The organism is Acinetobacter lwoffii (assembly GCF_024129115.1).
GTDB lineage: Bacteria > Pseudomonadota > Gammaproteobacteria > Pseudomonadales > Moraxellaceae > Acinetobacter > Acinetobacter lwoffii_T.
This window is the reverse complement of the sequence record NZ_JAMXXO010000033.1, coordinates 1-11,815: the sequence shown is the minus strand read 5'-3', so window position 1 is coordinate 11,815 and position 11,815 is coordinate 1. Positions and strand designations below refer to the sequence as shown.

At 41.3% G+C, this 11,815-nt stretch carries 11 protein-coding genes and 3 pseudogenes; 10 read left to right on the top strand and 4 right to left on the bottom strand.

What is annotated here, in order from left to right:
• The 5 genes and pseudogenes from NI470_RS15030 to NI470_RS15010 form a co-directional block, all read left to right on the top strand.
• Positions 1-244 (top strand): annotated as a pseudogene (locus NI470_RS15030) (hypothetical protein); the annotation flags it as partial.
• Between the two features lie 28 nt (positions 245-272).
• Positions 273-545, top strand: coding sequence for a DUF2933 domain-containing protein (locus tag NI470_RS15025; RefSeq protein ID WP_004755892.1), 273 nt, complete (start codon positions 273-275; stop codon positions 543-545).
• A complete protein-coding gene (locus tag NI470_RS15020) occupies positions 542-1,192 on the top strand; it encodes a methyltransferase family protein (protein ID WP_004681447.1) in 651 nt (216 codons plus the stop codon). The genes NI470_RS15025 and NI470_RS15020 overlap by 4 nt, the downstream gene beginning before the upstream one ends.
• Positions 1,193-1,203: 11 nt before the next feature.
• On the top strand, positions 1,204-3,579 hold the full coding sequence (locus NI470_RS15015) for a heavy metal translocating P-type ATPase (RefSeq protein ID WP_171265317.1): 2,376 nt from the start codon (positions 1,204-1,206) through the stop codon (positions 3,577-3,579).
• Positions 3,576-4,859: an MgtC/SapB family protein gene (locus NI470_RS15010; protein ID WP_005093349.1), complete on the top strand. Its 1,284-nt coding sequence runs from the start codon at positions 3,576-3,578 to the stop codon at positions 4,857-4,859. The genes NI470_RS15015 and NI470_RS15010 overlap by 4 nt, the downstream gene beginning before the upstream one ends.
• A 38-nt stretch (positions 4,860-4,897) precedes the next feature.
• Here NI470_RS15010 and NI470_RS15005 read toward each other — a convergent pair whose 3' ends face one another.
• Positions 4,898-6,298: a heavy metal sensor histidine kinase gene (locus NI470_RS15005; RefSeq protein WP_253148862.1), complete on the bottom strand. Its 1,401-nt coding sequence runs from the start codon at positions 6,296-6,298 to the stop codon at positions 4,898-4,900.
• A complete protein-coding gene (locus NI470_RS15000; protein WP_253148860.1) occupies positions 6,291-6,971 on the bottom strand; it encodes a heavy metal response regulator transcription factor in 681 nt (226 codons plus the stop codon). The genes NI470_RS15005 and NI470_RS15000 overlap by 8 nt, the downstream gene beginning before the upstream one ends.
• Before the next feature lie 148 nt (positions 6,972-7,119).
• On the opposite strand from NI470_RS15000, the gene NI470_RS14995 reads away from it, so the two are divergent.
• The 4 genes and pseudogenes from NI470_RS14995 to NI470_RS14980 all read left to right on the top strand — a co-directional run.
• Positions 7,120-7,437, top strand: coding sequence for a hypothetical protein (locus NI470_RS14995; RefSeq protein WP_004755899.1), 318 nt, complete (start codon positions 7,120-7,122; stop codon positions 7,435-7,437).
• Between the two features lie 86 nt (positions 7,438-7,523).
• Positions 7,524-9,437 carry a copper resistance system multicopper oxidase gene (locus tag NI470_RS14990; RefSeq protein ID WP_253148859.1) on the top strand — a complete coding sequence of 638 codons (1,914 nt, stop codon included), beginning with the start codon at positions 7,524-7,526 and terminating at the stop codon, positions 9,435-9,437.
• Entirely contained in the window at positions 9,424-10,344 is a 921-nt protein-coding gene (locus tag NI470_RS14985) for a copper resistance protein B (protein WP_253148857.1), read from the top strand. Before NI470_RS14990 ends, NI470_RS14985 begins: the two co-directional genes overlap by 14 nt.
• Before the next feature lie 23 nt (positions 10,345-10,367).
• Positions 10,368-10,565 (top strand): annotated as a pseudogene (locus NI470_RS14980) (hypothetical protein); the annotation flags it as partial.
• Between the two features lie 16 nt (positions 10,566-10,581).
• On the opposite strand, the pseudogene NI470_RS14975 reads toward NI470_RS14980, so the two are convergent.
• Positions 10,582-10,774 (bottom strand): annotated as a pseudogene (locus NI470_RS14975) (DDE-type integrase/transposase/recombinase); the annotation flags it as partial.
• A 6-nt stretch (positions 10,775-10,780) separates the two neighbouring features.
• On the opposite strand from NI470_RS14975, the gene NI470_RS14970 reads away from it, so the two are divergent.
• Positions 10,781-11,080, top strand: coding sequence for an NAD(P)H-dependent oxidoreductase (locus tag NI470_RS14970; protein ID WP_420908925.1), 300 nt, complete (start codon positions 10,781-10,783; stop codon positions 11,078-11,080).
• A gap of 34 nt (positions 11,081-11,114) precedes the next feature.
• Here NI470_RS14970 and NI470_RS14965 read toward each other — a convergent pair.
• On the bottom strand, positions 11,115-11,815 hold a 701-nt coding region (locus NI470_RS14965), incomplete at its 5' end, for an IS6-like element IS1007 family transposase (protein ID WP_253148855.1).

Here is an 11,815-nt window from a genome sequence, read left to right as displayed (position 1 = left end):
GAAAGCAATGCAAGCCATGCATGCAAAGATGATGGCTGCAAAAAACCCTCAAGAACGTCAAAAACTTATGGCTGAGCACATGAAACTCATGCAAGGAGGTATGAGCATGATGAAACAGATGAGCGGCCAAAGCATGAATGCAAATATGGCTGACCGTCAGCAAATGATGGAAAAACGTATGGACATGATGCAATCCATGATGCAGATGATGATGGACTGTATGCCTCCCTCCACAACTAAATAATTACCCATGAATTAGAGAGGGAAGCACCATGAACCATCAACCTCAAGAACATAATTCAGTACCTAACTTTTGGTCTACACGTTATGCCATCGGCCTATTCGTGATTGGTGGTGTGGCAGCCTATTTTCTCTTAACCGAGCATTTGGCCCATGTCGTTGGTGTTTTACCCTTTTTACTCCTTTTAGCATGCCCACTCATGCATATTTTTATGCATGGTGGTCATGGACATCACCATCATCAACAGAAAAATCCAGACACATCAGATAATAAAAAATCACGCGAACCAGGAGACCCCTCATGAATCATGCGGAATCGGCCTATGGTCTGTGGTGGCTCGTCATCATAAATTCGGCAATTTTCATTATGTTTGCCTTCAGTTTTTTTAAACCCGCCACAGCACGAGACTGGCGTACTTTTAGCGCTTTCTCTGCTTTCATCATTGCATTGTTTGTCGAGATGTATGGTTTCCCTTTAACCATTTACCTGTTGTCAGGCTGGCTACAAACTCGCTTTCCTGAACTTGATTTGCTGTCGCATAACTCAGGTCACTTATGGTCAACGCTACTGGGTGAAAAGGGTGATCCACATTTTGGCATTCTGCACATCGCGAGTTATATTTTTTTGGGCTATGGTTTCTATTTACTGTCATCAGCATGGAACGTGTTGTACCACGCACAACGTCATCACCAATTGGCAGTAACCGGACCCTATGCGCGCATACGTCACCCCCAATACGTGGCTTTTATCTTGATCTTGCTGGGGTTTTTATTGCAATGGCCAACTTTACTGACACTGATTATGTTTCCAATCTTACTCTTAATGTACAGCCGCTTGGCAATTAAGGAAGAGGCTGAAATGAGTAAACAGTTTGGCGCTGTCTATGACAGCTATGCTCAACAGACTCCGAGATTTATTCCAAAATTCGGCCATAAAACCACTTTTCCATAAGAGAATTATTTATGTCAGATCAAAAAAATCATAACCAGGACCATATGGCACAGGCTACAACAGACGTACTGAAAGACCCAGTCTGTGGTATGACCGTCACTGAAGAATCGAAATACCATGAGGAATTTAAGGGGAAAACTTACTTTTTTTGCAGTGATAAATGTCAATCAAAGTTTCATAGCAGCCCGGTGCAATATATCGCTAAACCCGCAACGACGACTGCCGATGCACATACACAGCATCATCAGACTACTCAATCCGTTAATGATGCAAGCACAACAGGCACGACCATCTATACTTGCCCAATGCATCCAGAAATTAGACAGGATCATCCTGGAAACTGTCCTAAATGCGGAATGACACTGGAACCACTCATTCCCGAGTTAGAGGAAGATGAGAATCCTGAGTTACGTGATTTCCGTCGACGCTTCTGGTGGACACTGCCACTCACCATAGTCGTGACTTTTTTGGCAATGTTTGGCCATCAACTGAACCTGTTCGACATGGCAGTTCAGAGCTGGATTGAATTAGTGTTGTCACTCCCGATTGTACTGTGGGCAGGTTGGCCATTTTTTTCCCGTGGTTGGCAATCGGTTGTGAATCGCAGCCCAAACATGTGGACCCTGATCGGTCTAGGTACAGGGGCTGCTTTTATTTACAGTGTGGTTGCGACCATTGCACCACAAATCTTTCCAGACTCATTTATCTCCATGGGTCGTGTCGCTGTTTACTTTGAAGCTTCAGCGGTCATCATTTCTTTGACCCTACTGGGGCAAATACTGGAATTAAAAGCACGTTCGCAAACTTCTGCTGCAATTAAGTCACTCCTCGGACTTGCTCCTAAAACAGCTCGCCGAATCCTGCCCGATGGAACTGAGGAAGATGTTCCTCTGACTCATGTCCATGTAGGAGATTTACTCCGCATCCGCCCAGGTGAAAAAGTTCCTGTGGATGGTGTAGTCACCGATGGAAGCAGTTCATTGGATGAATCTATGCTGACAGGTGAACCTTTACCGATCACTAAACGCATCGGTGATAAAGTCATTGGTGCTACCCTGAATACCAATGGTTCCCTAATCATGCGTTCAGAGAAAATTGGTTCAAGTACCATGTTGTCTCAGATCGTACAGATGGTGGCGCAAGCTCAACGCTCAAGAGCCCCAATGCAACGCATGGCTGATCAGGTTGCAGGTTGGTTTGTTATGGCTGTAGTAGCCATTGCCTTGCTTACCTTCTTTGGATGGGGACTGTTCGGCCCAGAAGAGTCGAGCTGGGTTTATGCATTAATCAATGCTGTGGCAGTACTCATTATTGCCTGTCCTTGTGCACTAGGCTTGGCAACTCCAATGTCTATCATGGTTGCAACGGGTCAAGGTGCTACTCATGGTGTGTTGTTCCGCGATGCAGCAGCCATTGAGAATCTGCGCAAGATTGACACACTAATCATCGATAAAACAGGTACGTTGACCGAAGGACGCCCTGTATTCGATCGTGTGGTTGCCGCATCAGGTTTCGATGAATCTGAAGTATTACGTTTAGCCGCCAGTCTTGATCAAGGCAGTGAACACCCGCTAGCCGAAGCGATTGTAAATGCAGCACACGAACGTGGCCTGTCTCTTGAAACACCAGATAATTTTGAATCAGGCTCAGGGATTGGTGTTCGAGGTCAAGTGGGCGATCGTCAGTTAGCTTTGGGCAACACAGCACTGATGGAGCAATTAGGTATCTCGGTACAATCTCTGATTCCGCAAGCCGAAGAGCTGCGTTCAGAAGGTGCAAGTGTGATGCATCTAGCCATCAATGGTGAATTGGCCGGCCTGCTTGCAGTATCCGATCCCATCAAAAAAAGTACCCCTGAAGCACTTGCCACCCTGAAGGAAGCTGGACTACGTATCGTGATGGCAACAGGAGATGGTCTCACCACTGCCCGTTCAGTCGCATCACGTCTGGGTATTGATGAGGTACATGGTGAAGTTAAACCCGCAGATAAACTCGAACTTGTCAGCAAATTGCAGAAGCAAGGTCGCATCGTGGCAATGGCCGGCGATGGAATCAATGATGCACCAGCACTAGCCAAGGCTGATGTCGGTATCGCTATGGGGACCGGAACTGATGTCGCAATGAATAGTGCTCAAGTTACCTTGGTCAAGGGAGATTTACGCGGTATCGCGGTTGCCCGTTCACTTTCGGAAGCTACTGTTGGCAACATGAAACAGAACCTCATGTTTGCTTTCCTTTACAATGCCTTGGGTATCCCAATAGCAGCTGGCGTACTCTACCCATTTACCGGTTGGTTGTTGTCACCCATGATTGCGGCCTTGGCCATGAGTTTTAGCTCCGCTTCAGTGATCACCAATGCCCTTCGCCTGCGACATAAAAAGCTATGATAGAGAGTCTTTTTCTTCCACCAGATGTATCAGGCCTGATTGCAGCACTTGCCATCGGCCTGCTCATTGGTTTAGAACGAGGATGGAATGATCGTGAACTGCCAGAAGGCAGCCGAGTAGCAGGCCTACGTACCTTCACATTGACAGGATTACTCGGAGGAGTGCTGGGTCATCTACAGCCAAACTTTGGGCCTTGGCCACTAGTCGCAGCCGTATTAGGGCTTTCCCTTTTACTTACGGTATCCTACGCGCGTACCGCAAAAATTTCCGGTAATTTAAGCGCTACCACGACGATCGCGATGCTGTTGACATTAGTTCTAGGTGCATATGCATCCCATGGTAATGTTACTTTAGCATTAACAGCGGCTGTCATCGTGGCTGTATTTTTGGATCTCAAGCCAACCTTACATGGTTGGTTACGCTTGATCGAACATCGTGAATTAACCGCATCCCTGCAGTTGCTGGTACTTTCTGTCGTTATATTACCTTACTTACCCAATACGGGTATGGGACCTTTTGCTGCATTAAATCCTTACCAGTTATGGTGGGCAGTGATCCTGATTGCCGGACTCTCTCTGGCAGGTCATTTTGCCATGCGGCTCACCGGTTCAGAAAGAGGCATACTCTGGACAGGTCTATTGGGTGGTTTGGCATCTTCTACAGCTGCAACTGTCGCACTGGCACGCTATACACGCCAGCACCCCGTCATGGTCAGTGCTGCTATTTCTGGAACATTGGCTGCCTGTGGCATCATGTTTTTTCGTATGGTTGTGCTGATAGGCGTCATTGAGCCAGCATTGCTAAGCACTTTTGGTGGTGCAATGATGATTGCGGGAATCCTTCTGCTGGGTATGGCATTGTGGAGACAACGCCAAATTACCAGCGCTGAAAACAACGATCGAACAATAGAAGCAATGGCTCCTTTTGATCTTGGGACAGCATTCAGCTTCGCTGCTTTCCTGGCTGTCATGGCAGTGTTGGTCCCGGCAGCAAAACAATGGTTGGGCACCAGCGGCATCTTCGTATTATCGACTATTTCTGGGCTAGCAGACGTAGATGCTATTTTAGTCTCACTTGCCCGCCTGCATAGTACTGAAGGCTTAACAACAAATGTGGCTGCTGTCGCGCTAGGGCTGGCCACACTGAGCAACATGTTAAGCAAAGCGACAATTGCATGGATGACAGGGGGGGCACAGTTTGGCCGAGCTATCATATTTGGCTACACAATTGCCATGATAGGTGCTGGCGTAGCTCTGGCTCTCAGTTTGAGCTTTATGTAAGGTCAACTCGGGTAAATGGAAGATGTTCAAAAAATGAGTTAAAATGATTCCCCTTGCATGGATTCACTTTGAAAAACAATGGTAAAAATGATTCGACCATTGAGGGATTCAGCCTGGATGGTCGCCCCAAGCATATCAAGAATAGATTTTGTTATGGCAAGCCCTAAGCCGGTTCCTTCTTCTGTTCTTTGTCTAGATGCATCTGTTCGATAAAATCGATCAAATAACCTGGATAGTTGTTCAGGAGAGATTTCAGGGCCTTCATTTTCAATTGAAAATATTGTGTTATCTAAATTCTGTTGAAGTTTTATGCGTATTGTAGAATTCTTATTTCCATATTTAACTGCATTAGATAATAGATTGCTGAGTGCTCGACGTAACATAGCAGGATCACCTTTGACATTTCCAGATCCTGTTTGTTGAAGCGTCATATTTTTTTCGGCAGCTAGCGCATCATAGAAATCAAATAAGGCTGTAACTTCTTTAACCAGGTCAATATTCTGTAAGTTCTGTAATTTTAGGCCATGTTCTGCTTTTGCCAAGAAAAGCATATCGGATACCATTCGAGCCAAACGTTCTAATTCTTCTAAATTAGAAAATAGTACTTCTTGATAGGTACTGGTATCTCGTTTACGGGCAAGACATACTTGAGTTTGAGTCATTAAGTTATTAATCGGTGTTCTAATTTCATGCGCTAAATCAGATGAAAAATCGGAAAGCCTTTCTAAAGCTGATTCTAGTCTGTCCAGCATATCATTGAAGGCAATTGCTAATGATTTTAGTTCTGTTGGTGTGTGCTCAACTTCTAAACGTTCTGAAAGATGTTGGGCAGAAATGCCTTCTGCGACCTTAGCCATTTTTTGCACGGGTCTTAAACCTCTCCAGGTTGCAAACCAGCCTAAAAACATTAAACAAATCGTACCGGCTAAACCAATGTAAAAAAGTTGACGCTTAAAATCATTTAAAAAATGTAGATGTTCAGATGTATCGATCCCCACAATAATGCGTACAGATTGTATTTCAGTATTTTTGTTTATATCCGTGTTGTAGATCATGCCACGATAGGTCTTATTCTTAATTTTCCATTTAATCCAAGGGTTATTTGCTGACTTGATTAACTGTTGAGTATTAATGATTGAAGGTGTTGAACTAAATAAAATCTGACCTGCCGGTCGTTCTATTTGGACCATAAGATCATGGTGTCCAACTAAAGCATCTTTCAAATATAGATCAAGTTCTGGAGAATTTTTAGGATGCTGTTGGAGAAGATTCTGAATAAGCTGGATTTTACCTTCTAATTGGGTACGATCTTGCGTTTCAAAATGATGCATCACTAATTTATGGATGAAAAACCCCATCATAATGAGAATACATATAGTCGATAATGAGAAAATAATACCGATCCGGAAACTGATCGCTCTGAATAAATTATTATTCATCCTCTACCTCTAGTACATACCCCATTCCTCGAATATTCTGAATTAATTTGGGAGTAAAGTTACTGTCAACTTTACTTCTTAATCGTTTAATAGCGACTTCAACGACATTCGTATCACTATCAAAATTCATATCCCAAATTTGAGAAGCAATCAGCGCTCTTGGTAAAATTTCACCTCGTCTACGCATAAAAAGTTCCATAAGCGCGAATTCTTTTGCCGTCAGATCAATGCGTTGACCCGCTCGCGTTACCCGACGTTTTCTCAAATCAAGTTCTAAATCAGCAATCTTAATAATATTACTATCTTCTCTTTGCTGCCCTCGTCTAAGGAGAGTTTTGATTCGAGCAAGAAGCTCTGCAAAAGCAAAAGGCTTTATTAAATAATCATCAGCGCCTAACTCTAGACCTTTTACTCGATCTTCTATCTGATCTCTGGCTGTTAAAAACAGAATGGGCATTGTTTTACCGCTGCTACGAATATCATTGATAATATTCCAACCATCCAGTCCGGGTAACATGACGTCTAAGATAATTAAGTCGTATTCTTCAGAAAGAGCTTGATGTTTACCTGTTAATCCATCTGTAACCCAGTCGGTAATATAACCCGCTTCGGATAAACCTTGTTTGAGATAGTCACCAGTTTTTTGTTCATCTTCAACTAATAGTATTCTCATTTCCGAATCCTAAGTCATTCATTAAAACTATAATAACGTTATAAAACATCTGATCGAGATAGATTACAAAAATGTCATTTTCAAGTCACTTAGATGTTCAATGCTTCACTTTATTGTAGTAGCAAGAAATTAACTTTTAGAGAAACTTATGAAAACTGTAGTGCGTCGTAGTCTAACAATTTTAATGTGTGCTGGAACTTTAATTGCTGGTACTCAATCTTGGGCAAATGATGCAAAAGATCTATCAAATTCGAAATCTAATGCTGTGACAACTGCAAAAAAAGCACAAGAGCCGTGTTCTAAACCTTGTAAGATGAACAAGGATAATAAGGTTCAGCAAGAACCTAGCCAACAGCAAGCGGCAAATTCCTCTGATATGTCGAAAATGGATCATTCCATGATGAATATGGACCATTCGAAAATGGATCATTCAAAAATGAATATGTCCAATACATCAAATAAATAATTTTATAAAAGCAGGAAAGGAGTATTGGAGCTAACGATAAGGATTGCCTTAATACTTTAATCTGGTCTTTTTAACGGTGAGATAGAATGTCAAATAAGTTAAGTCATGTACTCTTAATTGGAGTTGGTTTATTTTCATCAACTTGGGTAATGGCGGCAGTTAAAGAATATGATTTAACGATCGCGGAACAGACTGTAAATATTACAGGAAAACCGCTAAAGAGAATTACCGTTAATGGTAAATTCGTTGCCCCTCTTCTTGAATTTGAAGAAGGTGATGAGGCCGTTATCCGTGTTCACAATAAGTTAAAAAATCAGGACTCTTCAATCCATTGGCATGGCTTATTATTACCTGGAATTATGGATGGTGTACCTGGATTTAACAAATTTAATGGCATTGCCCCTAATAAAACTTATGAATATAAGTTTAAAGTCCGCCAAAATGGTACTTATTGGTATCATTCACATAGTAAAGGACAAGAACAAGACGGTTTATATGGTGCTTTTGTTATTTATCCTAAAGATAAAACTCCACTAACAGCTGCTGAAAAAACCGATAAAGATTACGTTGTTTTGCTTTCTGATTTTCATAATTCGACAAGTGATCAAATTATGAAGAATATTAAAAAAGAAGCAGACTACTATCAGAACCGCCGCGAAACAGTATTCGATGTATTAAAACAAGTTAAACGTGATGGGCTAAAAGCGACTTGGCAAGACCGTTCTATGTGGAATCAGATGCGAATGCTGAAAACAGATATGTCCGATGTGACTGGTTATACATTTTTAATGAATGGCAAGACACCTCAGCAAAATTGGACGGGTAACTTCAAAGCTGGTGAAAAAGTTCGCCTTCGTTTTATTAATGCTTCCGCTATGTCATTCTTTGATGTACGCATTCCAAACCTAAAAATGACTGTAGTCAGTGCTGATGGTCAACCTGTAAAGCCCGTTCCTGTAGATGAGTTCCGTATTGGTACTGCTGAAACTTATGATGTCATTGTGGAACCAAAACAAGCACATTACCAAATTGAAGCTGAATCTATTGATCGTACTGGTTTTTCGGTTGGAACCTTACATGATGAAAATACCTTACCTGTAAAACAAATTGAGATGCCTAAACCTCGTCCTCGCTCTTTATTGACTATGGAAGATATGGGGATGGATCATGACATGTCTTCAATGCAAGGTATGAATCATGATATGTCTTCAATGAAAGGTATGGATCATGATATGTCTTCAATGAAAGATATGAATCATGATATGTCTTCTATGAAAGGCATGAATCACGATATGTCTTCTATGAAAGGTATGGATCATGATATGTCTTCTATGAAAGGCATGAATCACGATATGTCTTCTATGAAAGGTATGAATCACGATATGTCTTCTATGAAAGGTATGGATCATGATATGCCGATGAATAGCGCTACTGTTAAGGCGGCTTCAGACAAGAATGATAATACCGTATTTGGATGGGCAAATGCTTCAACACCTGAAGGTAATAAAGCATTGCAATATAGTGATTTGCAATCGTTAGATCCTCAAAAAGACACTCGTGCAGCTGAACGTGAAATAGAGATCCGTCTTGGTGGAAACATGGAGCGTTATATTTGGACAATAAATGGTAAAAAATTTAATGAAGCCGACCCACTAGTGGTGAAGTATGGTGAACGTATTCGCTTAAAATTTGTCAATGACAGTATGATGGCTCACCCAATGCACTTACATGGCATGTTTATGCAGCTTGAGAATGGTCAGGATCCAAGCAATATGCCAAACAAACATACGGTAATTGTTCCACCTGGGAAAACGATAACCACTCTACTCACAGCTGATGAGTTAGGTGAGTGGGCTATTCATTGTCACCTGCTTTACCATATGAGTGCAGGAATGATGAATAAACTCATTGTAGCTCAAGTGGAAGATGGTAATTCTACAAAGACTGTTCCTCAGTCCCAAGTAAATGAGAAGGGAGTAAATCCACATGCACATCACTAATAATTTGTTTTCAAAAACAACTTTGATGATTGCGCTATTTGGATTATCAAATCTAACGTTCGCTAAAAATGAAACTCCTGTACAAGACAGTAATATTACAAAAAATATGAAAATTCTTTTACAGGAATCTGGAGGATTAAAGTATTCCCTTCAAGAGCGTTATCCAGAATATTATTCAATGGAAAATGCGAATATGGGGGATAAGAGTGTCCAGATTGCGCTTGAGAACTCTAACTCACCTCATGACAATCATCTTAAAGAACATGGTGGACAAATTTATCAAACGACAAAATTTGAAAATGAATGGATGGTTGATGAAGACGGTAAGGGCAACCTAGGAACAAAGTTTGAAACTTTAATTGGAACAGATGAAAATCGTCTATTTATTGAAGCCAATTCGGAAAAGTCAGAAAGTAATGATCCAAAATATGCTGTATCAGCACTTTATAGCCGTAACGTAGCCCCATTTTGGGATATACAAGCTGGGGTAAGATATAGTGAAGATAAAAATAACAGCAGCAGCGATCGAGTGGATGGGGTTATTGGTATATTAGGTCTAGCTCCTTATTTCTTTGAAACACAAGCATATCTTTATGGCGGTGAGAATAATTTTTGGGGAGCAAGTTTTGAATTAGAACGTGATTTGCTTTTAACTCAGAAACTTATTACTCAACCTTATATCGAAGCAGATGTAATATTTAGCGATGATTCTAACTATGCTGCAAAATCAGGTTTATCAGAACTAAAAACTGGTATCAAAACTAGATATGAGATTACTAAGCGATTTAAACCTTTTATTGATATTGCTTATCAGTATGAAAAAGGACAGCAAGATACTTTTATGCAAGAGGCTACTAATTCCGAAAAAGGGTGGAAATATGGTGCAGGCATCGAATTAGTTTTTTAAAATAGTATGATTTGGATTCATGAATGGTAGCTTCGGCTACTATTCATGAATTATTACTATTTATTTTCGAATCTGTAAAACTAAAAAAGCTTAATTTTTGGTCTATTTTTATGCAGTGGTTAAAAACATGCTTATCGCTGTTTTTATCGTTTGCTATTCTTTTAGTAGGATCGGCTGCTACTACTTCGTCTGTACATCATCGGTGTTTAATGCCATCTGAATAGATGCATGTGGCATAGCCGTCTTCATCGATTTGAATCCTAAAGTGGCCCTAATGATCCGCTTTAGCTTGCCATGATTACATTCGATCACGTTATTTTTATACTTAACCTGCCTGTGCTCAAGATCTGGTGGACATTTTCTTTCCCATTTTAACCGTGACAAAGCACCTCCATATGTGTGCTTTATCTGTATCTATCACTTGTGGGGCCTTCCTTTGCCAGAAGATGCGGATACTGAGCATCCAAAAGTAAAAGAACTGCATGAGCTTCTTGCATGGTCTGAAGGTATGGTCTGGTGTTCACCTGAACGTCATGGTTCTATGAGTTCCATTTTTAAATCACAAATAGACTGGATTCCACTTGCAGGAGGAGCAATCCGTGCTACCCAAGGTAAAACCCTTGCCTTGATGCAAGTCAGTGGTGGATCACAGTCATTTAACAGCCTGAACCAGATGCGTATTTTGGGGCGGTGGATGCGGATGATCACCATTCCAAATCGGCACTGTTGCAAATAGGGATCTGAGTCAATGATTTTCCCTTCAAAAAAGCTTAGAGACCGAAAACTCTATTTACTAGCCAAACTTCTCCTAGAATATTACCGTTATAAAATAATGAAGCTTGTCCTTTGCGTAGAGCACGCATAATCTCAATTCCTTTAATTGTGGCATAAGCCGTTTTCATAGACTTGAATCCCAACGTAGCCTTGATGATCCGTTTGAGCTTGCCATGATCACATTCAATCACGTTATTCTTGTATTTAATCTGTCGATGGTCCAGGTCTTCAGGACACTTTCCTTCCTGTTTTAGTCGCGACAAAGCACGGCCATAGGTATGAGCCTTATCAGTGTTTATGACTCGTGGAATCTGCCATTTTTTGACATGATTCAAAATCTTACCAAGAAAACAATAAGCTGAATGGGTATTTCGTCTAGCAGAAAGATAGAAATCAAGAGTATGGCCACGTTGGTCAACTGCACGGTATAGATATGCCCATTTGCCATTCACTTTTACGTAAGTTTCATCCAGATGCCATAAATGTCGATCTGTAGGATTACGCCAATACCAACGTAAACGTTTTTCCATTTCTGGAGCATAACGCTGAACCCAGCGATAAATTGTGGTGTGATCAACATTCACTCCACGTTCAGCGAGCATTTCCTGAAGTTCACGATAGCTGATGCCATATTTACAATACCAACGAACAGCCCAAAGAATGATTTCACCTTGAAAGTGCCGACCGTGGAAGGGAT

Excerpts from the sequence above, each read along its gene's own strand:
- NI470_RS15025 (WP_004755892.1), top strand. The coding sequence starts at position 273 with ATGAACCATCAACCTCAAGAACATAATTCAGTACCTAACTTTTGGTCT.
- NI470_RS15020 (WP_004681447.1), top strand. The coding sequence starts at position 542 with ATGAATCATGCGGAATCGGCCTATGGTCTGTGGTGGCTCGTCATCATA.
- NI470_RS15015 (WP_171265317.1), top strand. The coding sequence starts at position 1,204 with ATGTCAGATCAAAAAAATCATAACCAGGACCATATGGCACAGGCTACA.
- NI470_RS15010 (WP_005093349.1), top strand. The coding sequence starts at position 3,576 with ATGATAGAGAGTCTTTTTCTTCCACCAGATGTATCAGGCCTGATTGCA.
- NI470_RS15005 (WP_253148862.1), bottom strand. The coding sequence starts at position 6,298 with ATGAATAATAATTTATTCAGAGCGATCAGTTTCCGGATCGGTATTATT.
- NI470_RS15000 (WP_253148860.1), bottom strand. The coding sequence starts at position 6,971 with ATGAGAATACTATTAGTTGAAGATGAACAAAAAACTGGTGACTATCTC.
- NI470_RS14995 (WP_004755899.1), top strand. The coding sequence starts at position 7,120 with ATGAAAACTGTAGTGCGTCGTAGTCTAACAATTTTAATGTGTGCTGGA.
- NI470_RS14990 (WP_253148859.1), top strand. The coding sequence starts at position 7,524 with ATGTCAAATAAGTTAAGTCATGTACTCTTAATTGGAGTTGGTTTATTT.
- NI470_RS14985 (WP_253148857.1), top strand. The coding sequence starts at position 9,424 with ATGCACATCACTAATAATTTGTTTTCAAAAACAACTTTGATGATTGCG.